At 68.0% G+C, this 22,729-nt stretch carries 23 protein-coding genes and 2 pseudogenes; 7 read left to right on the top strand and 18 right to left on the bottom strand.

Annotation, left to right across the window (positions count from 1 at the left end):
• Window positions 1–5: 5 nt before the first annotated feature.
• From EET10_RS11105 to thrS, 4 genes are all read right to left on the bottom strand, one after another.
• Window positions 6–980 carry a phosphatidylinositol mannoside acyltransferase gene (locus EET10_RS11105; protein WP_122502147.1) on the bottom strand — a complete coding sequence of 325 codons (975 nt, stop codon included), beginning with the start codon at window positions 978–980 and terminating at the stop codon, window positions 6–8.
• A complete protein-coding gene (pgsA, locus tag EET10_RS11100; protein WP_036401376.1) occupies window positions 977–1,675 on the bottom strand; it encodes a phosphatidylinositol phosphate synthase in 699 nt (232 codons plus the stop codon). The genes EET10_RS11105 and pgsA overlap by 4 nt, the downstream gene beginning before the upstream one ends.
• Before the next feature lie 105 nt (window positions 1,676–1,780).
• Entirely contained in the window at window positions 1,781–2,353 is a 573-nt protein-coding gene (locus EET10_RS11095) for an ATP adenylyltransferase (RefSeq protein ID WP_036401380.1), read from the bottom strand.
• Window positions 2,346–4,463: a threonine--tRNA ligase gene (thrS, locus tag EET10_RS11090; RefSeq protein ID WP_122502146.1), complete on the bottom strand. Its 2,118-nt coding sequence runs from the start codon at window positions 4,461–4,463 to the stop codon at window positions 2,346–2,348. Before thrS ends, EET10_RS11095 begins: the two co-directional genes overlap by 8 nt.
• 141 nt (window positions 4,464–4,604) lie before the next feature.
• Between thrS and EET10_RS11085 the strand changes: the two genes are divergently transcribed.
• A complete protein-coding gene (locus tag EET10_RS11085) occupies window positions 4,605–6,191 on the top strand; it encodes an MmgE/PrpD family protein (protein ID WP_168990968.1) in 1,587 nt (528 codons plus the stop codon).
• Here EET10_RS11085 and EET10_RS11080 read toward each other — a convergent pair.
• Window positions 6,188–6,811: a PaaI family thioesterase gene (locus EET10_RS11080; protein ID WP_099188742.1), complete on the bottom strand. Its 624-nt coding sequence runs from the start codon at window positions 6,809–6,811 to the stop codon at window positions 6,188–6,190. The genes EET10_RS11085 and EET10_RS11080 overlap by 4 nt on opposite strands.
• Before the next feature lie 111 nt (window positions 6,812–6,922).
• On the opposite strand from EET10_RS11080, the gene EET10_RS11075 reads away from it, so the two are divergent.
• On the top strand, window positions 6,923–8,002 hold the full coding sequence (locus EET10_RS11075; protein ID WP_423793631.1) for an IS110 family RNA-guided transposase: 1,080 nt from the start codon (window positions 6,923–6,925) through the stop codon (window positions 8,000–8,002).
• 378 nt (window positions 8,003–8,380) lie between these two features.
• Here the strand turns inward: EET10_RS11075 and EET10_RS11070 are convergent.
• Both EET10_RS11070 and EET10_RS11065 read right to left on the bottom strand, forming a co-directional pair.
• A pseudogene (locus tag EET10_RS11070) lies at window positions 8,381–10,238 on the bottom strand (PE family protein).
• Window positions 10,239–10,401: 163 nt separating this feature from the next.
• Complete coding sequence (locus EET10_RS11065) at window positions 10,402–11,283, bottom strand: aldo/keto reductase (protein ID WP_036403547.1); 882 nt, start codon at window positions 11,281–11,283, stop codon at window positions 10,402–10,404.
• Between the two features lie 57 nt (window positions 11,284–11,340).
• On the opposite strand from EET10_RS11065, the gene EET10_RS11060 reads away from it, so the two are divergent.
• On the top strand, window positions 11,341–11,844 hold the full coding sequence (locus EET10_RS11060) for a DUF1990 domain-containing protein (protein WP_036403548.1): 504 nt from the start codon (window positions 11,341–11,343) through the stop codon (window positions 11,842–11,844).
• Between the two features lie 8 nt (window positions 11,845–11,852).
• Here EET10_RS11060 and EET10_RS11055 read toward each other — a convergent pair whose 3' ends face one another.
• The gene (locus tag EET10_RS11055) at window positions 11,853–12,308 is read right to left on the bottom strand and encodes an Rv2617c family stress response/phage resistance protein (RefSeq protein ID WP_036403550.1); all 456 of its coding nucleotides are present in this window, start codon (window positions 12,306–12,308) and stop codon (window positions 11,853–11,855) included.
• Between the two features lie 87 nt (window positions 12,309–12,395).
• Here EET10_RS11055 and EET10_RS11050 point away from each other — a divergent pair, with 87 nt between their 5' ends.
• The gene (locus EET10_RS11050; protein WP_036403552.1) at window positions 12,396–13,088 is read left to right on the top strand and encodes a helix-turn-helix transcriptional regulator; all 693 of its coding nucleotides are present in this window, start codon (window positions 12,396–12,398) and stop codon (window positions 13,086–13,088) included.
• Window positions 13,089–13,131: 43 nt separating this feature from the next.
• Here EET10_RS11050 and EET10_RS11045 read toward each other — a convergent pair whose 3' ends face one another.
• The 5 genes from EET10_RS11045 to fdxA are packed head-to-tail and all read right to left on the bottom strand — an operon-like array spanning window position 13,132 to window position 15,878.
• Complete coding sequence (locus EET10_RS11045; protein ID WP_036403555.1) at window positions 13,132–14,079, bottom strand: NAD(P)H-dependent flavin oxidoreductase; 948 nt, start codon at window positions 14,077–14,079, stop codon at window positions 13,132–13,134.
• A gap of 2 nt (window positions 14,080–14,081) precedes the next feature.
• Complete coding sequence (locus EET10_RS11040; RefSeq protein ID WP_036403557.1) at window positions 14,082–14,426, bottom strand: cupin domain-containing protein; 345 nt, start codon at window positions 14,424–14,426, stop codon at window positions 14,082–14,084.
• Between the two features lie 12 nt (window positions 14,427–14,438).
• The gene (locus tag EET10_RS11035) at window positions 14,439–14,867 is read right to left on the bottom strand and encodes a hypothetical protein (RefSeq protein WP_036403559.1); all 429 of its coding nucleotides are present in this window, start codon (window positions 14,865–14,867) and stop codon (window positions 14,439–14,441) included.
• The gene (locus tag EET10_RS11030) at window positions 14,864–15,538 is read right to left on the bottom strand and encodes a helix-turn-helix transcriptional regulator (protein WP_423793633.1); all 675 of its coding nucleotides are present in this window, start codon (window positions 15,536–15,538) and stop codon (window positions 14,864–14,866) included. The genes EET10_RS11035 and EET10_RS11030 overlap by 4 nt, the downstream gene beginning before the upstream one ends.
• On the bottom strand, window positions 15,522–15,878 hold the full coding sequence (fdxA, locus tag EET10_RS11025) for a ferredoxin (protein ID WP_036403564.1): 357 nt from the start codon (window positions 15,876–15,878) through the stop codon (window positions 15,522–15,524). The genes EET10_RS11030 and fdxA overlap by 17 nt, the downstream gene beginning before the upstream one ends.
• Before the next feature lie 53 nt (window positions 15,879–15,931).
• Between fdxA and EET10_RS11020 the strand changes: the two genes are divergently transcribed.
• From EET10_RS11020 to EET10_RS11010, 3 genes are all read left to right on the top strand, one after another.
• Window positions 15,932–16,528 (top strand): DUF2249 domain-containing protein, encoded by a 597-nt coding sequence (locus EET10_RS11020; protein ID WP_036403567.1) that lies wholly within the window; start codon window positions 15,932–15,934, stop codon window positions 16,526–16,528.
• Window positions 16,528–17,361 (top strand): class I SAM-dependent methyltransferase, encoded by an 834-nt coding sequence (locus EET10_RS11015; RefSeq protein ID WP_036403569.1) that lies wholly within the window; start codon window positions 16,528–16,530, stop codon window positions 17,359–17,361. Before EET10_RS11020 ends, EET10_RS11015 begins: the two co-directional genes overlap by 1 nt.
• Before the next feature lie 85 nt (window positions 17,362–17,446).
• Entirely contained in the window at window positions 17,447–18,340 is an 894-nt protein-coding gene (locus tag EET10_RS11010) for a universal stress protein (protein WP_036403571.1), read from the top strand.
• A gap of 15 nt (window positions 18,341–18,355) precedes the next feature.
• On the opposite strand, the gene EET10_RS29580 is transcribed toward EET10_RS11010, so the two are convergent.
• From EET10_RS29580 to EET10_RS10990, 5 genes and pseudogenes are all read right to left on the bottom strand, one after another.
• On the bottom strand, window positions 18,356–18,520 hold the full coding sequence (locus EET10_RS29580) for a hypothetical protein (protein WP_218028452.1): 165 nt from the start codon (window positions 18,518–18,520) through the stop codon (window positions 18,356–18,358).
• Window positions 18,521–18,661: 141 nt separating this feature from the next.
• Complete coding sequence (locus EET10_RS11005) at window positions 18,662–20,347, bottom strand: IS1634 family transposase (RefSeq protein ID WP_122501864.1); 1,686 nt, start codon at window positions 20,345–20,347, stop codon at window positions 18,662–18,664.
• Window positions 20,348–20,439: 92 nt separating this feature from the next.
• Window positions 20,440–20,644 (bottom strand): annotated as a pseudogene (locus EET10_RS11000) (PE-PPE domain-containing protein); the annotation flags it as partial.
• A gap of 59 nt (window positions 20,645–20,703) precedes the next feature.
• Window positions 20,704–21,498, bottom strand: a complete 795-nt coding sequence (locus EET10_RS10995) for a universal stress protein (RefSeq protein ID WP_063466405.1) — start codon at window positions 21,496–21,498, stop codon at window positions 20,704–20,706.
• 64 nt (window positions 21,499–21,562) lie between these two features.
• Window positions 21,563–22,726 (bottom strand): site-2 protease family protein, encoded by a 1,164-nt coding sequence (locus tag EET10_RS10990; protein WP_122502145.1) that lies wholly within the window; start codon window positions 22,724–22,726, stop codon window positions 21,563–21,565.
• Window positions 22,727–22,729: the final 3 nt, after the last annotated feature.

The raw sequence follows: 22,729 nt of genomic DNA, 5'->3' as shown, positions 1-22,729 counted from the left end.
GGGCCTCAATCAGGCCCGGAATTGGGCCCGGAATTGGGACTTAGCCGGGCCCGCCGAGCGTCGGACAGGTCAGCCAGCCACTGCGGCTGCAACATGTGCCAGTCGGCGGGGTGCTCGGCAATGTTGGCGGCGAACCGGTCGGCCAACGCCTGGATGATGGCGCCGACGTCACCGCCGGCGCAGTCCACCGCCGGATACACCCGAAAACCCCAGCCATTGGGTTCGAACCAGCAGTGCGCCGGCAACAGCGCAGCTCCGGTCTCGATGGCCAGCTTGGCCGGCCCCGCGGGCATCCGGGTGGGTTCACCGAAGAAGTCGACCTGGACGCCGGTGCGGGTCAGGTCGCGGTCGGCCATTAGGCAGACCACCCGGTTGGCCCGCAGCCGCTCGCACAGCACCTCGAAGGGCGGTTTGGCGCCGCCGGACAGCGGGAGCACTTCGAAGCCGAGGCTTTCCCGATACTCGATGAAACGCCGATACAACGACTCGGGTTTGAGTCGTTCCACGACGGTGGTGAACGTGCCATACGTCTGCGCCACCCACATGCCGGCCATGTCCCAGTTTCCGCTGTGCGGCAGCGCGACCACAACACCGCGGCCCGCGGCCAGCGCGGCATCCAGATTGTCGATGCCCTGGAACGAGTTATCGATCTGTCGAGCCACCTTGCGGTGGTTCATCGTCGGCAACCGGAACGCTTCGCGCCAGTAGCGGGCGTAGGACTCCAGCGAGGCGCGCATCAAGGTGTCCGGGACCTCGGCGGGTCGCACCCCGATCACCCGGGCCAGATTCTTGCGCAGTTGCTCGGGCCCGCCGCGGCGCGCCGCGTAATGCGCCCCGGCGTCGAACACGTTGCGCGCGGCGAACTCCGGCATCGCGCGCACGACCCGCCAGCCCGCCGCATACGCCAAGTCGCTGGCGCGGCTGGTCAGAAGGCGACGCGGGCCCCCGGTCAATTGCAGGCCGCCCGGGGTGGCGATCACCGCTGCTTCTTTTCCGTGTCACCCGGTTTCGGGTGGCCCTGCGTTTCGGCCCCGCCGCCCGGCGCCGTTATGCGATCGGTGGCCCCCGGCGAGGTCCACACCGTGTGCAACCGCTGCCCCAGCGTGATCACGCTGGCCACGGCCAGCACCCACATGGCCACCGGCAACGCCGGCGGCCACGCGATGAAGGGAAAGTCCGATACCCCCGCACCGACGAGCACGATGATCAACCGCTCCGGGCGTTCGATGATGCCGCCGTCGCCGCGCAGGCCGCTGGCTTCGGCCCGCGCCTTGATGTAGGAGATCACCTGCGAGGTGACCAGACAGATCAGCGTCGCCACCACCAGCAGTCGGTCGCGCATGCCGAACGCGATCCACCAGAGCAGACCGCTGAACACCGCGCCGTCACTGATGCGGTCGCAGGCGGCGTCCAACACCGCGCCGAACCGGGTGCCACCGCCGCGTTGCCGGGCCATGGCCCCGTCCAACATGTCGAAAAGCACGAAGAACCAGACCACACACGCACCGGGAAACAGCTTGCCCATCGGGAAAAGCACCAGCGCACCGGCCACCGAAGCCGTGGTGCCGATGATGGTGACGGCATCGGGCGTCAGGCCGATCCGCAGCAGCGCCCGGGCCAGCGGATCGGTGATCCGCGCAAAGGCCGCCCGGGACAGGAACGGCACCTTACTCATGCGCGCCGCTCCTCCTCATCGCTGCGCTCTGCATCGTCGCCGCCGCAGCTCATGCGCGCCGTCCCCCCACACGCGGGTGGTACCCCACTCCCCCGCCGCAGCCGCTCACGGTTGCCTGGCCCATTCGGTGGCCAACAGCCGGCGGGTGTCGCGCAGCAACTGCGGAATCACCTTGGAGCCGCCGATGATGGTGATGAAATTCGCGTCACCGCCCCAGCGCGGGACCACGTGCACGTGCAGGTGCTCGGCCAGCGATCCGCCCGCCGACGTACCCAGGTTCAGGCCGACGTTGAAGCCGTGCGGCCGAGACACCCTCTTGATGACGCGAATCGCCTTCTGGGTGAACGCCATCAGCTCCGCGCTCTCGGGGCCGGTGAGGTCCTCCAGCTCCGAAACCCGCCGATAGGGCACCACCATCAGGTGCCCAGGGTTGTAGGGATACAGGTTGAGCACGGCGTAGACAAGTTCGCCGCGGGCCACCACCAGACCTTCCTCGTCGGACAGCAGCGGGATTTCGGTGAACGGCTGCGAGCGCTCCGACTCGGGACGTTGCATCGGCGCTTCGGCGAGGTAGTTCATCCGGTAGGGCGTCCACAGCCGCTCCAGGTGGTCGCGCTGGCCGACGCCCCGATCCAAGATGGTGCTGTCCTCGAGGTCAGCGCGGTGCTCGTCACTCACCAGACACAACTTTCACCAGTTCTGCGGTCGGAGCGGCGTTTTCGCGATCAGCAATCCACGCCACGATAGCCGCCACCGCGGCATCACGCGGCACACCGTTGATCTGCGTGCGGTCGCCGAACCGGAAGCTCACCGCGCCGGCCTGGACGTCGCGGTCACCGGCGAGCAGCATGAACGGCACTTTCTGGTTGGTGTGGTGCACGATCTTCTTGGCCATCCGGTCGTCGCTGCCGTCCACCTCCGCTCGCACACCATGCGACTTCAGTTGCGCCGCGACACCTTCCAGGTAGCTCACATGTTCGTCAGCGACCGGGATGCCGACCATCTGAACCGGCGCCAACCACGCCGGGAACGCCCCCGCGTAGTGCTCGGTGAGGATGCCGAAGAACCGCTCGATCGACCCGAACAGCGCGCGGTGAATCATGACGGGGCGGTCCCGCGCACCATCCCTGGCGGTGTACTCCAGTTCGAAACGCTCCGGGAAGTTGAAGTCCAGCTGGATCGTCGACATCTGCCAGGTACGGCCCAGCGCGTCTTTGACCTGCACCGAGATCTTGGGGCCGTAGAACGCCGCGCCGCCCGGGTCCGGCACCAACTCGAGCCCTGATTCGGCGCCCACCTCGGCCAGCACGGTGGTGGCTTCCTCCCAGACCTCGTCGGAGCCGACGAACTTGTCCGGGTCCTTGGTGGACAGTTCCAGATAGAAGTCGGTCAGCCCGTAGTCGCCGAGCAGGTCCAGGATGAACCGCAGCAGCGAGCGCAACTCGTCGCGCATCTGGTCACGGGTACAGAAGATGTGCGCGTCATCCATGGTCAGCCCCCGCACCCGGGTCAACCCGTGCACCACACCGGATTTCTCGTAGCGGTACACCGTGCCGAACTCGAAGAGCCGCAACGGCAATTCGCGATAGGACCGCCCACGAGCCCGGAAAATCAGGCAGTGCATCGGGCAGTTCATCGGCTTGAGGTAGTAATCCTGGCCGGGTTTGCGCACCGAACCGTCCGCGTTGTATTCCGCGTCGATATGCATGGGCGGGAACATGCCGTCGGCATACCAGTCCAGGTGTCCGGAGGTGTGGAACAGCTGGGCCTTGGTGATGTGCGGGCTGTTGACGAATTGGTAGCCCGCCTCGGTGTGCTTGCGCCGCGAGTAGTCCTCCAGTTCGCGGCGCACGATCCCGCCCTTGGGGTGGAAAACGGCCAGGCCGGAACCGATTTCGTCGGGGAAGCTGAACAGGTCCAGCTCGACGCCCAGCTTGCGGTGGTCGCGGCGCTGCGCCTCTTCGATGAGCTCCAGGTGGCGGTCGAGCGCCTCCTGCGACTCCCACGCGGTGCCGTAAATCCGTTGCAGGCTGGCGTTTTTCTGGTCACCGCGCCAGTAGGCCGCCGAACTGCGGGTCAGCTTGAAGGCCGGGATGTGTTTGGTGGTCGGGATGTGCGGCCCGCGGCACAGATCGCCCCAGACCCGTTGCCGGGTACGGGGATTGAGGTTGTCGTAGGCGGTGAGCTCGTCGCCGCCGACTTCCATGACGTCGGGGTCACCGGATTTGTCGTCGACGAGTTCGAGCTTGTAGGGCTCGTTGGCCAGCTCGGCGCGGGCCTGGTCCTTGGACTCATAGACCCGCCGGTCGAATAGCTGCCCCTCCTTGACGATCTGGCGCATCCGCTTTTCCAGCGCCGCCAGGTCCTCCGGGGTGAATGGCTCGGCCACGTCGAAGTCGTAGTAGAAGCCGTCGGTGATGGGCGGGCCGATGCCCAGTTTGGCGTGCGGGAACAAGCCCTGGACCGCCTGAGCGAGCACATGGGCGGCCGAGTGCCGGATGACACTGCGGCCTTCTTCGGTGTTGGCCGGCACCGGTGTGACCTCGACGTCGACATCGGGCACCCAGCCCAGGTCGCGCAGTTTTCCCTCGGCGTCGCGCACCACCACGATCGCGTCGGGCGTGCCGCGCCTGGGCAACCCCGCCTCGCTGACCGCGGCGGCCGCGGTGGTCCCGGCAGGAACCCGGATCGGTGCTTGCGACGCTCCAGACGGCCGCGAACCCGGCGCGGCCGGGTGCGCCGCGTCGCCGCCGTCGGCTCCGGGGACGGGGTGTGCGGGGGCGCTCATCGGGTTGGGTCTCCAAGGCTTGGACATGTTCGATGCGTGTCAGGACGATCGCGACCATGCTATCGGTGCGCCCGACTACCAGCCCAAGCCGATCCGCCACCTCGATTGACCCAACAATCGATGCGCGCCTACCGTGCGACCGTGGTGACGACCATCGAACGGTTGGCCGCGTGGGCCGTCGACCTTCGTCTCGACGACGTCCCGGACGCGGTGCTCGACCTCTGTCGCGCCCAACGCCGATCCGTGTTTGCGTCCCTGGCCGCTTCGACCGGCGACGTCGCTTCCCGGCGGGTGCTCGCGGGCGTCGAAACCTGGGCCGGCGAGGGCCGGATTTTCGTGCCGGGGCTGCCCCGTTCGGTTGCCCTCGACGATGCCCTGTATGCCGCGGCCGCGTTGTCGATCGCGCTCGATTTCGACGACTATGTGTGCTTCGCGCACGCCGGCCACTCCGCCGTGCTGGTGCCGGTATTGCTGGCCGCCGAGACCGGCGCCCCGGCGGCCGAGCAACTGGCCGCCCAGGTTGCGGCTAACGAACTCGAGGCCCGGTTGGGCGGCGCCTGCCTGCTCGGACCGCTCAATGGTCAGCTGTGGTCGTTCGTGCACGCCGCCGGATCGGCCGTTGCCGCAGGACTCCTGCTCGGGCTGGATACCGGCCGGCTGGCGCATGCCCTGGCCCTCGCCCTTTACCAAGCTCCGCGCGCCACCGTGCCGGGGTTCATGGCGCCCGACTCGAAGTTGCTGACGGCGGCCGAGCCGACTCTGGCCGGGGTGCGGGCCGCCAGACTCGCCGCCCGAGGCGTCACCGGTCCACTGGATGCCCTGGACCATCCGCAGGGCTTCTTCGATGCGTTCAGCTATGAGCCGCTGCCCGCGCTTCTCGGCGGGCTCGGCTCCGGATGGGCGACCCGGACGATGAGCATCAAGCGCTACCCGGGCTGCGCCTATGTCGATACGACCGTCGATGCACTGCTTGAACTCGGGCCGCCGCCGGCCGCCGACGTCGTGTCGGTGGTCGTCGAGGCGGGCGTGCTGACGTGCGGAATGGACGCCATGTCGCACGGGTACGCGGCCGTGCGCATGCCCACACCGGTGACCATCAACTTCTCGATCCCGTGGACCGTCGCGGTGACGCTCATCGCTGGCAGGCTCACGCCCGTCGAGGTCAACGAAGAGTGGCTGGCCACCCACCACCGCGAGCTCGCCGATGTGGCCGACCGGGTGTCGTTGCGCCACGACTGGTCCCTCACCCTGCGCACGGCCGAGGCGATGGCACCGCTGCTACCGGTGCGCGCCGTCACAGCTGGCACGCCAACCCGCCGGCTGCTCGGCGCCGTTCGACGAACTCGCCGTGGGCACAAGGGGATTCGTGTCGGCATCGGCGACGGCATGGCTCTGCTGCGCGCCCTTCGAGAGGGTGGGATCGGTGCCGCCGGCCGCGCCGCAACAGGACAGCCGTGGGCGCCGGCGGCACTCGACGCGTTGACGATGACGTTCCCGGCGCGAGTGCGGGTGAGGTTGCGTGACGGCCGCGAGCTGGTGGCCGAAAGCGACGTTCCCCACGGCGGGGCCGGAAACATGAGAACCGGTCCGGATGTGGTCAGCCGCGAGAAACTCTCTGCTTGTGGACCTGCGGTGTGGGGCTCGCGGGGCACCGAGAACATCATTGAGGCGATCGACTCCGACGCCGCCGGCTTGTGGCGCCTGCTGGGAACTACGGCTGGGAACTAAGGCTGCCCAGGCTTGAGCCGCACGAACAACGCGTCGGCCTCGGTCAGCAGGGTGTCGCCGTCGGTCAACCGGCCGGAGACGAAGATCTTGCGCCCGTCGACACGGTCGACTCCCGCGTCGACCTGCAACTTTTTTTCGATGGGCACGATATTGCGGTAGTTGATCGTGAGGTAGGCCGTGCGTTGCCGAGTGCTGCCGGTGAGCACCGACGCCGTCAAGCCCAGGACCGTGTCGAAAAGCAACCCGAGCGCCCCGCCGTGCACGGCGCCGTTGCGGCCCAGATGAAACCTGGCGAATCGGGCCCAGCCCTGGATCCGGCCATCGTCGGTCTTACGCGCCGACATTGGCACCGTCAGGATGTTGCCGCGCACGAACAGGTCCATCCGCCGGCCCGACGGCGAGTGCCATTCGTCGGCGTCGAACGGCGTCAGCAGCGCCGACACCTTCTCCAGCAGGTCGGCGGCCTCGGTGATCACGTCGTCGGGGGCGTCGGCGGCCCGGGCATGGTCTTGCAGCCTGCGCACCGCGTCGATGAACCGGCCGTAGTCGGGTCCGCCCTTGGTGGTCGGTTCGGGGGGATTGAATCCCCCGCCCGGGTGTCGCTTCTGGTCACCTGCCACCACCACACCGTATTAGACGGTATGGGTCGGCTGGGGCCTCGCTCACATGTGAACGTGGGTTGCCGACAGGGTGGTCCTGGCCGGTAGAGCCACAAGATGTGGGAGGCCCCAGTGAAGAATCAGCGTACGAGTGTTGGCTTGGATGTGCACGTACGATCGGTGGTCGGGTGTGGCCTCGACGGTGAGACCGGCGAGCTGTTCGAGCGCCGGTTGACTCCGGATCACCGCGAGATCTTGGAATGGGTACAGCGACTGCCGGGGCCGATGGCAGTGACCTATGAGGCTGGTCCGACCGGGTTCGTGCTCGCACGGTTGCTAGTGGCAGCAGGAGTCGTGTGTGTGGTGGCGGCCCCGTCAAAGTTGCAGCGTCCGTCTGGGGATCGCGTCAAGACCGATACCCGCGACGCCCGGCACTTGGCCCGGTTGCTGCATCTGGGCGAGATCGTGGAGGTGACGATTCCGCGCATCGAGCAGGAGGCGGCCCGGGATCTGGTGCGGGCTCGTGAGGACGTGCGCGGAGACCTGATGTCGGCGCGTCGCGTGTCGAAACTGCGTTTACGACAAGGGATCGTGCACTCCGGCGGTAAGGCGTGGACCGGCAGGCACGAACTGTGGCTGCGGTCGCACACCTTCAGCACCCCAGGCCGGCGGCTGGCCTACGACGCGGCGTTGGATGCCATGGTGTCTACCGTGGACCGCCGAGACCGCCTCGATAAAGCAATCACTGAGATGGCGGCCGATTCAGTGTTCACTGCGGTGGTGACCCGACTGGGTTGCCTGCGTGGAATCTCCACGTTGACCGCGTTCGGGTTGGCCGTCGAAATCGGGGACTGGGATCGCCTGAGCGGGCGCTCGATCGGCGCCTACCTCGGGTTGGTGCCCACCCAGTACTCCTCGGGTTCGACCCGCTCGCAAGGCGGAGTCACCAAGACCGGCAACGGCCACGCCCGGCGCCTGCTAATCGAAGCCGCTTGGCATCACCGACCACGGTATCGGCCGGGACGCGATCTGCGGCGGCGCTGGGACGTGGCGTCCCCGGCGGCACGCGCACGCGGCGAGGCGGCCAATCGGCACCTGCACAACCGATGGATCGCCTTCGATGAACGCACGAAGCGTTCCGTAGTAGCCAACGCCGCGATCGCCCGCCAACTGGCTGGCTGGTGCTGGTCGTTGGCCGTCCTCGACGACTGACATCCATAAATGTCCGGATACATCATCACGGTGGTGACGGCAAGCGTCTGGGAGTGACCCGCGTGCGACCTATGAGCAATCACCGTGCAGCGCAAGTGATGACGCTCGTCCTTGAGACAAGCGGTCCACTCCGACTCGAAAGTCCCGTCCTGCGGTAACCAACCCGCGCACATCAGACCTGACACGCGTCGATACGACACGCTCGACACCATCGAGGAACTATCCGGTCAACGAAGCGGCGGCCACGACGACGGTCGCGGCCGCCGCTTCACCTTGCCCACTTGACAAACAGACGTACATATCAGGTCGCCCCAAGGTACGCGCCGGCCCGCGTAGGGTGAGCCCACCGCCGGATGCACATCGCCGGCCGACCGTGGTTTAACCCGGTTGGCCAGACAGGCCGTCAGCACCGATGCTGCCGTCGGCGCCATTGCCTCCGTTCTGGGTCGTGCCAGTCCCACCCGTACCGCCGGTCCCCAGCCCGCCGCCGTTGCCACCGGCGCCACCAGCACCGCCGGTGGCGGCGGGGCCGTTGACGCCCGCCTGGCCGATCAGCAAACCTCCTGAACCGCCGAGTCCGCCGACACCGGTGCCGCCGCCGTTGCCTCCGGTTCCGCCGGCACCACCGTCGCCGCCGGTGCCTGCGGATCCGCCAAAGCCGATAACGCCATTATTTGGGGCAACACCGGCGCCGTCGCCGCCATTGCCGCCGACACCTCCATGACCGCCGGTACCCCCGGCGCCGCCCTCGCCGCCGATCCCGGCGATGCCGCCGTCGCCGCCGTTGCCGAACCGCAGCCCACTGCGACCACCGTTGCCACCCGAGCCGCCGCCTCCGCCGGTACCGCCGGTGCCACCGAGTCCGCCGTCCCCGCCACCACCGCCGAAACCGCCGGTGGCATTGCGGTTTGCGCTGGCGTCGGCCGATCCGCCGGTACCGCGACCGCCGCCCGAACCGCCCAGGGCGCCAGCACCGCCGATGCCCCCCGTGCCGCCGCTGCCGCAGCTGCCCCCGTTGCCCATCAGCAACCCGCCGTGACCACCATTACCACCGGCACCGCCGACGCCACCGGTACCTCCGGCGGCGCCGGTGCCGCCGCCGCCGGCCAAGCCACCACTACCGCCGCTGGCGGCTCCGTCAGCGAAGCTTCGAGCCAGTCCGCTACCGCCGCCGGCACCGCCGGCGCCGCCCGCGGCAATGCCAATGGTCCCGTTGCCGCCGTCTCCCCCCAGTGCGGCACCGGAGGCGGTGATGGCATTCCCCCCCCCAAAACCGCCGGCGCCGCCGATTCCACCGACACCACCGGTGCCACCGTTGCCGCCGAAGGCGTTTCCAGCGCCTCCGAAAACGAGCCCGAGTCCGCCGCTGCCGCCCGTGCCACCGACGGCGGCAAACGCGCCATCCGCGCCCGATTGGCCGTTCCCACCGGTCACATCGCCGCTGGCATTAACCAGCAAGTCCGGGGTGCCGTTGGTGCCTTTGCCGGCTATGCCGTTGATGGCCGGGTTGACGCCGTTAGCCCCGGTGAGGCCGGTGCCGCCCTGGCCGCCGGCGCCGCCGTCGCCGAACAGGGTGGCGTTGCCGCCCGTGCCGCCCTGGCCGGCGGAGCCGCCGTTGATATTTGGCGCCGCGGCACCGCCCATCCCGCCTGCGCCGCCATTGCCGACCAACCAGCCGCCCGCGCCGCCGTTGCCGCCACCCGCTCCAGCCCCGCCTTTTCCGCCGGCACCACCGTTGCCGATCAGCCCCGCGCTGCCCCCGTTGCCGCCGGCCTGTCCCGGCAGACCGTTCCCGCCATTGCCGCCGTTGCCGTACAACAAGCCTCCCGGGCCGCCTGCCTGACCAGGCCCGCCGTTGGCGCCGTCACCGATGAGCGGCCGGCCCAGCAGCGCTTGGGTCGGTGTATTGATGGCGCCCAGAACAACCTGCTGCAGGCTCTGCAACGGAGATGCGTTGGCAGCCTCTGCGTTGGCATACCCACCAGCCGCGGCACTTCAAGGCCTGCACCAACCGGGCATGAAAGCCAGCCGCCTCGACACTGGCGGCCTGATAAGCCTCGGCGTGCCCTGCGAACAGCGCCGCAATGGCCGCCGACACCTCATCGGCTCCCGCGGCCGGCAACGCCGTCGTCGGGCCGGCCGCTGCCACGTTGGCCGCTCGCAGTGCCGCGCTGATACCTCGCAGGTCCGTTGCCGCCGCGGCAACCGTTTCCGGTGTTGCTATGACATACGACATCGCAGCCTCCGCTGATTCGGCACAGTTTGGCTTGGGGATGCTGCGCCGAAAGTCCTGACCTCGACGCGATTTCCTTAACGTTCCAAAAGGATCGAACAGAATTCGGTCGTCGGCTTCGGTCTCGATTCGCCCGCTTACCGCCGAATGCCGTGGATTGCCCGAGTCAGGCGTTCTGCTCGCCGATGGCCGCCAGCAGCTCGAATTCGTCGTCGCTTAGCGCGATCTCGGCCGCGGCGACGTTCTCCTCCAGATGGGCCACGCTCGAGGTGCCCGGAATCGGCAACATCACCGGTGACCGTTTCAGCAGCCAGGCCAGCGCCAGCTGCGACGGTGAGGCATGATGCTCGGCCGCGATCTGCCGCAGCGGGCCATCGGGCGCAGCCAGCGGACCCGACGCCAGCGGAAACCATGGGATGAAGCCGACGCCTTGCTGAGTGGCGAAATCCACGAGTGGGTCGGCGCCCCGCGAGGCCAGGTTGTACATGTTCTGCACCGACACGATTTCGGTGATCTGCTGGGCCGCCGTCAGTTGGTCAACGTCGATCTCGGACAGCCCGATATGGCGGATCTTGCCTTCGTTCTTCAATGCGAGCAGTTCGCCGACTTGATCGTCCAGGGGAATGTGGCGGTCGATGCGATGCAGCTGGAACAGGTCAATGGTGTCGACGCCCAGACGTCGCAGGCTCATCTCGCACTCCTGGCGCAGATAGCTCGGGTTACCCAACGGAATCCACACCCCCGGCCCGGTCCGCAGCAACCCGGCCTTGGTGGCGATCACCAGCCCGGAGTAGGGATGCAGCGCCTCGCGGATGATCTCCTCGGACACGTAGGGGCCGTAGGAATCGGCGGTGTCGATGAAGTTCACGCCCAATTCGACGGCGCGCCGCAACACCCGGACGCATTCGGCGCGGTCGTCCGGTGGTCCCCACACGCCCTCACCGGTCAGGCGCATCGCGCCGAACCCGAGCCGGTTGACCGTCAAGTCGCCCCCGAGGGTGAATGTTCCGGACGCAGCTGCCAAAGGTTTCGAGGTCTGTGTGGTCACTGTTCCGACCGTACGCCGCCAACCCGGCACCGCAATCCATCGTGGCAAGCTGGGTGTGTGGACCTGGATGCGCTCGCCGACCTTCAGCTGACCTATCCCGAAGTGGGCGCGACCGCGGCCGCGCAGCTGCCGCCGGGCTACGGTCACCTCAGCATGTCAGCCCAAATCGGTTCTGGCCGTGCGCGTTTCGAGCGGGCCGCCGATGCCGTGATGCGCTGGGGCATGCAGCGCGGAGCCGGCCTGGGCGTTGTGGCAAGTTCCGACGTCGCGGTGGTTTCGGCGATCGTGGTGGTCAAGATGATGGGTCTGCTCCGAGCGCCCTGCCGCGTGGTGTACGTCATCGACGAACCCGACACCCGCGGATTCGCCTACGGCACGCTGCCGGGTCACCCGGAGTCCGGTGAGGAACGGTTCGCCGTGCGCTACGACGCGAACACCTCCGCGGTATACGCGGAGGTGTCGGCGTTCTCCCGGCCCGCGACCTGGTGGAGCAAGCTCGGCGGGCCGGTCGTTTCGGTGGCCCAGCCCATCATCGCCAAGCGCTACCTGCGCGGCGTGTGACAGGTCGGTCAACGGCGCCCGATGCTGCCCCGGTGCGCGCCCTCGGCCAGCCGGGCCAGGGCGACAGCACCGGCCAGCAAACCGAAATCACGCAGCGCGACGTCGTAGAACCCCGGACCGGTGACCAGGTCGAGGATGATCCCGGCCAGCCAGGCGGCCACCACCCAGGCACCGAAGCGCGGCACCAGCGCAACCAGCACACCGGCAGCGATCTCGATCACGCCCACCAGGTACATGTACTGGTCGGCGGTACCGGGAACCAGGTTGTCGATCCAACCGGCCAGGTACATGCTCCAGTGATGCGGGTGGGTCAGCAGATTGAAGAACTTGTCCAACCCGAACACGACAGGCGCCACCGTGAACACGGTTCGAAGCAGCAAGTACGCCGAATATGCCGGGTCCTTCAACTGGTCGGCGAAGGCGGGTGCTGCGGCGCCTGGTTGGGTGGCTTGTCTGGTACTCATGACCCCTCCATTTCTATAGGATAGTATTTTGTACGTTAGAATGTGTAGGCTGTACCGTCAAGTGTTTTGTCTCTTAGAAACAGATCGATGACGGACTCACTCGAACGCAACGCCGCCGGGATCGGGGCACTGGCCGACCCGGTGCGTCATCGGCTCTACGAGTACGTGTGCTCACAACCGGGGCCGGTGAGCCGCGACCAGGCGGCCGACGCCCTGGGCATCCCTCACCACCAGGCCAAATTCCACCTCGACCGACTCACCGCCGAGGGCCTGCTGGAGACCGACTACGCACGCGTGACGGGCCGCTCCGGCCCTGGTGCGGGGCGGACCGCCAAGCTGTACCGCAGGGCTCGGCGCGATATCGCGGTCAGCCTTCCGCAGCGGGAATACGAGCTGGCGGGACGGCTGATGGCCGCCGCGATCACCCGGTCGGCCACCACCGGCGAGCCCGCCGCCGAAGTGCTCAACCAGGTCGCCCACGACTACGGCCAGACGATCGGCAACGGCGTCGCCAAGCCCGCGGACGCCGCGTCGGCGCTCGAGGTGGCGTTGCGGGTGCTGCGCCGACACGGCTACGAGCCGCGCCGCACCGATGGCGAAGTCGAGCTGGCGAACTGCCCGTTCCATGCGCTGGCTCAGGAGCAGACGGAGCTGGCCTGCACCATGAACCATGCGCTGATCACCGGGGTGTCCGACGCCCTGGCGCCGCACGGCCCCGAAACCCGGCTCGACCCGGGACCGCAAAGATGCTGCGTCGTGCTCAAGCGCCGCAGCGAATAGCCGTGTCGGGGTTCGCGGAAGGTCGCGAAAGGTTCGCTAAAGGTTACTGCCCCCAGCGGACGAGCAAACTTTCCGCACCCGAGCACATCGGCCCGATAACCTCGGCGACCGACGCGTCGTCGCCGATCATCCCGACGCCCTGCCCCGCATCGACCGGGCCCACCCGCAGGTCTTCGGCAGCGACCGCGGCAGCCAACCGCGCCCGGGCATCCCGGTCAGCGGCCAGCTCATCCTCCCGGCCCGTCCACTGCGCGACGAAGTCGTTGGCCAACACCCGTGAGGGGTACTGCTCCGGCCAGGGCAAACCGGCGGCGACGTCGAAGACCCGGCTGACCCGGGTGTCGGTTTCGCGTGCCGCGATCAGGGCCCGACGGCTGCCCTCACCGGTCAGTGCCTCGGGGCACGCCGCCAGCCGGGTGCCCACCCAGGCCCCGCTGGCACCGGCGGCCAGCACCGCGGCCAGGCTCCGGGGCGAGGCGATGCCACCGCCGGCCAGCACCGGCACCGACACGGCTTCCAGAACGGCGTCCAGCAACGGCAGCGTGCCCAGCCGTACCTCTCCGTGGCCACCCCCCTCGGCCCCGCGCGCAACCACGATGTCCACCCCCCCGTCAACCGCCCGACGGGCCCCTGCTCCGTCGTAAACTTGCGTGGCCGTGACGATTCCGGCGTCGTGCGCCTTGCCCACCCAGGCCCAGTCGGTACCGAAGCTGACCGACAACAGTGCCGGCCGCGCGGCCAGCGCATCCTCCAGAAGGCCAACCTCAGCACGCATGACCCAGTCGACCAGCCCGATCCCGAACCTGCCGGTGACCTGCCGCAGCTGTTCGGCCAGCGACGCCCTGGTCGCCGTGCTGCCCATGCCGATCATGCCCAGACCGCCGGCAGCGGTGACCGCGGCGGCCAATCGACCGCCGGCCACCCCGCCCATGGGCGCGTTGACGATGGGCACCCGCAGGCCGAAGCCCCGGGACCAGGGCGTGGAGAGCACGCTTAGTGCGCGCCGGGCTGGTCTTTCAGCACGGTCAGCATGACCACCGAATCCTGCACCGCGTGCAGGGCGTGCCGGGTGCGCGGAATCGCGACGTAATCGCCGGTTTTGCCGTCCCAGGCGTCGTCGGCGGTGGTGAGGCGCACGTGTCCCTGCAGAACCTGCAGCGTCGCCTCGCCCGGGCTGTCGTGTTCGGACAGGTCGTGGTCGGCAAGCAGGGCCATCACAGTCTGCCGCAGTTCGTGGGTGTGCCCGCCGTGGATGGTGTGCGCAGCCCGTCCACTATGGGACTGTTTCGCCTCGGTCAGCTTTTCGGCGGCCAGCTCGTTCAGCGAAATGGATTCCATCGATGAGTCCTTTCAGCCGTTCAGTAGTAGCAGTATCCCCGCCACCACCAGGGCGACCACCTTAACCACCTCAAAACCGACGTATACGTAGTGGGCCCGGGAGCGAGGCCCCTCCTGCCCGGCCAGCACCCGATCGGAACGGCGGGTCAGGCGGGGACGGACCACGATCAGTTGCAGGGCCAGCGCGGCCAGCGCGACTCCGAGCGCGACACTGATGCGCACCGGCGTCGGGCCGGCTACCACCAGTGCCAACAGGACGAGCGCGAATCCGACCTCGACGGTGTTGAGCGCGCGAAAGACCAGGCGACCGATGCCGAGCCCGATCTGCAGCGTGACATTGGGCGCCCGGAACTTCAGCGGGGCTTCCAGAAACGAGATGGCCAGCACCATGCCGAGCCATACGAAGGTGACGGCAACCTCGATCGCCGGGCCGGTGCTCACCTGGCCGCTCCTTTCAGCGAGAGGTAGGCCAGACACAGGTCCGGCTCGGCGAACGCGTCGAGCCGCTCGACGCCGACTGGCGCCGCCCATGATTCCAGAGCTCCTCGCATGAGCCCGAGGTGGATCGGACAGACGATGGCAGATCGGCTTTCGGCGACTTCCAGAAACGGGCAGTGACGCAGGCCCAGCTGTTGCTGCCCGTCGGATACCCGGCGTTCCGGGGCGAACCCGAGCTGGTCGAGCACCCCGACCAGGTGGTCGATCGACTTCTCGGCGCTGCTGCCCGTCGGCGGCGCCTGCAGCCGGTGCCCCCAGGCGCGTCCGGCCGCGAGTGCCTTGGCATGGGAATCAGGCTCGGCGGCAAGCCCGTTGGACAGGATCTCGGCGAGGAGCCGATAGTGCCGGGTCCCGCCGCGATCCATCTGCCGGACCGCGGAGAACATCTGCGGCGGCCGTCCCGGCCCCCGCGAGCCGGAGTCGACCCGTTCCACCTGCCCGTCGGCGACCAGGGCGTCGAGGTGGAACCGGACGGTATTGGGATGTACTTCCAGCGCGTCGGCAATGGCAACGATGCTCAGCGGGACGCGTGATGCCCGCAACGCCCGCAGCACCGCGCGACGGCGTCCCGCCGGCTCCTGGACTGATCTGGCGATATCACTCACCTCCGGAATCGTCGGCCCTGGGCTCGGCGGCCACCAGGGGAGTATCAACCCCCAGGGGCCCAATCTTGGCAGCCCCGCCCGGCGAACCCAGCGGATCGTCCCGACCCGGCAGGGTTTCGGTGAAGAACGCCGCATTGTCGGCCCGGTAGGGTTCCAGCTCGGCCGGCAGGTCGTCCTCGTAGTAAATGGCCTCCACCGGGCACACGGGCTCACACGCGCCGCAGTCCACACATTCGTCCGGGTGGATGTACAGCGCCCGGCCCCCCTCGTAGATGCAATCGACCGGGCACTCCTCCACACAGGCGCGGTCCATCACGTCGATGCATGGCTTTCCGATCACATACGTCATGCGCTAGATTTTACACAAATTCATTTGTAAAAACTACGAACGATGGGAAACCTATGGCCGACAACGATCTTGACGTTAGACAACTACGTAAACCGGACAAGCATCCGATGATTTTCGCCAGCTACGCCGCATTGCCCACCGGCGGGTCGTTCGTTCTGGTCAACAACCACGACCCCAAGCATCTGCGCGCCGAATTCGACACCGAACACCCCGGCAGCTACGGCTGGGAATACCTCGAAAAAGGTCCCGATGTGTGGCGCATCCGGATCAGCAAGCTGACCACCACACCACTGCCCCGGATCCTGGCCGACACCAACGACACTGCCGCCCAGACCGGCGTGACCGGAGCGGTATGGAAATTGGAGGTCCGGGACCGTGATCTGGACTCCAACATCGTCGCCCTGCCGCACGACGGCGGAATCGGCATGCATACTGGACCCGATCTCGACGTCTTGATCCATGTCTTGTCTGGCAGCGGCCGGCTGAGCACCGAGGAGGGCACCATCAACCTGCATCCGGGCGCGCTGCTGTGGCTGCCACGACGCTCGCGCCGGCAGTTCACTGCCGGCCCGGAGGGCTTGCGATACCTCACCGTGCATCAGCGGCGCCAGGCGCTGGCCCTGGAACCCGCTGTGCCCCGGGGCAGCTGATGGCGGACGCACCAGACGGATGCGAGCGGCCGCTGCCCCAGTCGAATCGCGACGAGGATCATCTGCAGGGGCACTGGCTACTGGCCCGGCTGGGCAAACGGGTGCTCCGGCCCGGTGGCGTGGAGCTGACCCGCACCCTGCTGGCCCGTGCCGACGTCGGCGACGCCGACGTGCTCGAGCTGGCACCGGGGCTGGGTCGTACCGCCGCCGAAATCCTGGTCCGTCACCCGCGGTCCTACGTCGGGGCAGAGGGCGACCCCGATGCTGCCAACCTGGTTCGCGGGGTACTGCACGATCACGGCAGCCTGGGCGACGTGCGGGTCACCGACGCCTCCGATACCGGATTACCTGATGCCAGCGTCGATGTGGTGATCGGCGAGGCGATGTTGACCATGCAGGGGGATGCAGCCAAGCACGCGATCGTCGCCGAGGCGGCGCGGGTGCTGCGCCCGCGGGGCCGCTACGCCATTCACGAGCTGGCCCTGACGCCCGACGACGTGCCCGACGACGTCAGCACCGAGGTCAGGCAGTCGCTGGCACGGGCGATCAAGGTCAACGCGCGTCCGCTCACCATTGCGGAATGGTCCCGGCTGCTGGCCGGACACGGCCTGGTCGTGGAGCACGTCGCGACCGCCCCGATGGCACTGTTGCAGCCGCGCCGGCTGATCGCCGACGAAGGCCTGTTCGGTGCGCTGCGCTTTGCCAAGAACGTGCTCACCCAGCCGGCCGCGCGCAAGCGAGTCCTGATGATGCGCAACACATTCCGCAAGCATCGACAGCGGTTGGCCGCCGTGGCCATCATCGCCTCCAAACCGGCGGCGCCGAGTAACTGATCGCTGACAGTCCCGGGACTTATGGTCTCGCGCTGGTGACAAACGGCTCTGACCCGGCCGGGCCGGCGTCGATAGCGTCGAACCCATGGCATCACGCAACGCACCTCTGGGAATTGTCGTCGGCATCGACGAGTCACCCGCGGCCCGGCTGGCGGTGCAATGGGCGGCACGCGATGCCGAGTTGCGAAACGTTCCACTGACATTGGTGCACGCCGTGTCCCCCGAAGTGTCGACCCGGCTGAAGATGCCGATGCCGGCGGGTCTGGCGCGATGGCAGCAAGATCGTGGACGCCACCTGGTCGACGAGGCGCTCAAAGTCGTCGACGAAGCCACTCAGGGTGGGGGTCCCGCCGGCGTCCACACCGAAATCCTGGGGTCGCCAGCCGTTCCCGCGTTGGTCGACCTGTCCAAAGACGCGGAAATGGTGGTCACGGGTTGTCTGGGCGGCCGACGATGGCCCGGCCGGCTGCTCGGCTCGGTCAGCTCCGCCGTGTTTCGTTACGCGCACTGTCCGGTCGTGATCGTCCACGACGACGACCCGTCGGCGGCGCACCGCGGTCAAGCGCCGGTGCTGGTGGGCATCGACGGCTCGTCGGCCTCCGAACTGGCTACCGCGTTGGCATTCGACGAGGCCGCACGCCGGCGCGTCGGGTTGGTGGGCCTGCATGCATGGAGCGACATCGATGTCTCGGAGTGGCCCGGAATCGATTGGCCGGCAACACAATCGATGGCCGAACAGGTGCTGGCCGAGCGCTTGGCGGGTTGGCAGGAGCAGTATCCGGATGTGGCGGTAACCCGTATCGTCGTGCAGGATCAGCCGGCGCGCCAGCTCGTCGCGGTATCCGGGGAGGCTCAGCTGGTGGTGGTTGGCAGTCGCGGCCGCGGCGGATTCGCCGGAATGTCGGTGGGGTCGGTCGGGGAAGCGGTGGCGCAGCTGGCACGGGTTCCGGTTATGGTGGCACGCGAATCGCCGGGTTGAATTCGGTTGGTCAATTCACGCCGGCGGGATGAGATGCAGTACGTCCCCGACGGCGCCACCCAGCACAGATAGCACTGTCACCGTCGGCTGACCCAGGAAGAAGTTCACTTCCGGATTTATGGACGGAAGATACGGGTAGGCGCTGGGCGTATAGCCCTGCGGCAACAATCCACTATCCACCAACGCGGCTTGGGGTCCTTGCACGGTCCCTAGCGGGAGTTTCCGGCCTTTCTTGATTGTGGGTCTGGTTTCGCCTGGTGGGATGGCTTTTTCGGGCAGCGCTGGTGTATTACCCAACTCGCTGTGAGGGGCCCGGCGGGGTCAGCGGGTGGGTGCGTATTGGTGGATGTCGAACAGGTCGGCCAGTTTCTGTTGGGTGGGGGTGGTGTCGGTGAGCATGCGTTGCACGCGGGGGCGTCCCTTGCCGCCGTCGTGGTAGAGCAGCACGGTTTCTTCGATGCCGGCGAGCTGGTCGAGTAACTCGCGCACGGACAGGTGCAGCCCAGCCTGGTCGGCGTGGCGGCGCATCAGGTGGGCGACGGCCAAGGCGAGCACGCAGTAGGACACGTGTACGCGGATCTTGGAGTCGGTCCAGTGGTGCATTGGGCTGAACGAGACCACGTGCGGGTCCTTGAGCTGGCGGAAGCCGAATTCGGCGTCGGATTGGGAGCGGTAGGCGGCCACGATGTCGGGCACCGGCCAGTCGCGGTTGGTGAACAGGATCCGTTTGCCGAAGATTCGTTGTTCCAAGCGTTTTCGGGCTTTGCTGTCGGTGTGCCAGGCCAGCCGCAACTCGGCGGGCTGCTCGCCGGTGAGGGTGACGGTGATGATATCGGCCACCCAGCGGGGTTTGCAGATCGCAGCGATCTGGGCCTGCACCTTGTCGCGGTCGCGGCGGGTGTGGCCGCGGGCCAGGCGGGCGGCCAGCTCGGCCAGCCGACGCCGCGCCTTGGCCAGGGTCTGGTCCAGGCCGCGGGCCTGCTTGGCCGCCAGGTTCGCCGAGTGGGTCAGCACCGCGCGGCGGGTCACCCCGAGCGCGGTGACGGTGGTGTCGACGAAAGTCAGCCCGGGATAGCGGTCTTCGTCGACGACACGGTAGTCGCGCGCCGGGATGCCCAGCAGGTCGGGGTGATCGCTGGGCGGCAGCGACCCGACGAACCCGATCCCGTGCTCTTCGACGACCGTGTGGTTGTCGCCGCTGTTTTGCCCGGCGTCATAGACCACGGTCAGCGACTCGACCGAGGACACCAGGTCGCGGTAGCGGGCCACCAGCTCGTCGATGACCGTGGGGAACTGGGTGACATCAGGCCGATCACCGGGATAGGCGTGGCTGATCACCGGCACCCCGCCGTCGCGGGTGATGACCAGCGCCAACCCGACCAGCCGCAGATCGGTGCGTTTCTGTTTGGCCTTGCCGCGCTGCGCGATCGACGCCTTCGCGTTGCCGGTGTCGATGAAGGTGGCGAAGTTGGTCATGTCCAGCGCCAGCCCGGTCAAATCCAGCCCGAACTCGCCGACCATCGCCCGCCCGAGCCGGGTCTCGATCTCGCGCAGCTCGCTCTCGCCGAGGCGGTCCATCGCGTCCCAGAACCGGCGGTGATCCAGCGCGGCGCGGCCCAGCTTCACCCATCGCGGCCCGGCCGTGCTGGCCCACCAGTCGGCGAATTCGCGTTTGGAGCACGGGTCGACGATTCGGTTCGCGCATGCCAGCGCGATGTAGGTGCCCACCGACGCGGCCGCGTCCGCGCGACGCGGCGCCACCTCGTCGACGATCCCGGCCACGTCCAGCCGCCTCAGCGTCGACCACACCGCCGCCAGATCCCCGAACTGCTTGTGCTGGCTGCGGATCGGCTGCCCGCTCGGCGTCGCCGACAGCTTGGCCAGCACCTCATCGGCGCTGCCCAGATACTGCTGGGACACGATGCGCGGCTTGCCGCCCACCCGCGCCGATTCCACCAGGTAGTAGTAGGTCTGCTTGCCGCGGCGCTTCCCCACGATCGACGCCATATATGGGTAATACTCTCTCGTCACACAAACCTCAAGCACCACAACGAAAGACACGCCGATCAACTAAAAAGGCCGGAAACTCCCGCTAGTGCCAGATAGGGGATGACGGTGAACGGATTCGGTACCGATAACAACGCGGCAGGAGGTGGGAATATCCGCATAGCTGAGCCCGGGCCCGTAGGACGAGTAGCCCAAGTCGACGAGCACCCGGAGATTGGGCTGGAATATGTCGGCTATTGGGGGACCGATAAAGGGGATGTCACGAATTGGCTGCAGCAGGGGCAGGTCCTGAGTCAGGATCCACGCGCTGCCACGCAGCGGGGGCGTGCGCGCCGCGGCCAGATCGGCCCGCGGGCTCAGTCGCGGACCACCAGCACCGAGCATTCCGGGTGCCGGAAAACGGGATGTCCCGACGGTCCAACCAGCCGCGCCAGCTGATCAGCCTCAGCCGCTCCGATCACGGCGAGCAGTACCCGCTCGCGGTGCTCGGCCAGGAAGCGAGCGATGCCCGCCTTGGTGGTGACCGGGTAGACCCGCACGTCGGGATGGCGCTGGTGCCATTCGTGCACCCGGCGTTCGAAGTCGCCGTCCGGGGTTTCGGTGAGTTCGTCCGGCCGCCCGCCCAGCGCGAGTATGGGGGCTTGCCGCAGCATCGCTTCCCGGGCCGCATGTTCGACGACCGCGTCGTTGTCGGGCGCGTCGGTCATGCGCACCACAATCCAGTTGATACCCGACGCCGGCGGATCCGCATCCGAGCGGATGACCGCGACCGGGCAGTGCGCTTTTTCAGCGAGCTCGGTTGCCGTCGAACCCAGAATCGAGCGAGCGTAGCGCCGCATCCCGGTGGATCCGACGCAGACCAGTTCGGCATCGCGGGAGGCCTCGACGAGAACCGCCCCGGCCGGCCCGCGCGGGGTGTCGGCCTCTACCCTGACCTGTTTCCCGGTGGCCGCCACCACGACTTGTGCTGCCCGCAAAGACGTTTCGGCATGCCGCAGGTCACGTTCGTAGTCTTCCGGGGAGGGGTGAGTGGTCTTGATGACCGAGATCAGGCGTAGCGGCACGGCTGCACTGAGGGCCTCGTCGGCACCCCATAATGCGGCCATGATCGCCGCGGGCGAACCATCGACCCCGACAACGACCGGTTTCATGTCCGTTCTCCTTTGTCTTTATCCCGGCACCTTGTCGAATAACCCTGCGCGGCACAATTTCTCGTCACTGCTGGTCCCCCTGAGGTGTGGCCGGCGCCGGCTGAGGCTGGGCGAGCCGGTAGACGTCGACAAGCCGCGCGATGTCGCTGGCCGTGACGATGCCGACCACCGCGCCGGCGTCGACGACCAGGGCACGGCTACGGGGGCCGGCCGGCGCCATCTGCTCGAGCAGCGCGCTCAGCGGCTCCCGGGATGTCGCGGTCGGCACCTCCTGCAGTGGTACGGCGATGTCGCGCACGCTGGTGGTGCCGCGTCGGGCGGGTGGCAGCTCGCGCAGCTGCCTCAGCGTGACCAAACCCATGATCGATCCGTCCTGTTCGGCAACCGGGTAGGCCGAGTGGCGGTCGCCGAGCACATAACGCTGGATGAATTCCTCGACGGTGATCCACCCGGGGGCGGTATGTGGCTGGGGGGTCATCGCGTCTGCGACCGTGACGCCGGAGAACAGCTGCCGGGTCGAAATCCGGGTTTCCTCCTCCCGAGCGGCAGCGAAGATGAACCAGCCGATGAAGGCCAACCAGACGCCGCCGACCAGGCCGCCGGCCACAAACTCGGCCAGTCCCAACGCGATCAAGACGAGCGCGACCACGCGTCCGGCCCGCGCCGCCCCGATTCCGGCGCGCACGATGTCGCCGTGGCGACGCCAGAGATAGGCCCGGACCAGCCGGCCGCCGTCCAGCGGCGCGCCCGGCAGCAGATTGAACAGGCCCAGCAGCAAGTTGACCGCGGCCAGCCACCACGCGACGCTGACCACGATGGCCGGCGTCCGGACGACGGCGAGCGCGACGGCCAGCGCGCCGAATGTCGCGGACAGCGCCAGGCTGGTGGCCGGGCCCGCGAACGCGATCCGGAAAGCGGCCTTGGGTGTCTTGGCTTCACCGCCCATCGTGGTCACCCCGCCGAACAGCCACAGTGTCACGTTCTCGACGGGTACCGCGCAGCGGCGAGCGACGATGGCGTGCGCGAGTTCATGAGCCAGCAGCGAAGCCAGCAAGACTGCCGCCCCACCCGCGCCGGCGAGCCAATAGGCCACGGGCGCATAGCCTTTGACGTCACCCGGCAATGTCGTGGCCAGACTCCAGGTGAACAACCACAGGATGACCAGCACGCTCCAATGAACCTTCACCGAAAACCCGGCGATCCGTCCCAGCGGGATCTCGTCGTGCACGTC

The organism is Mycobacterium pseudokansasii (genome assembly GCF_900566075.1).
GTDB lineage: Bacteria > Actinomycetota > Actinomycetes > Mycobacteriales > Mycobacteriaceae > Mycobacterium > Mycobacterium pseudokansasii.
This window is presented reverse-complemented; position numbering and strand designations above follow the sequence as displayed.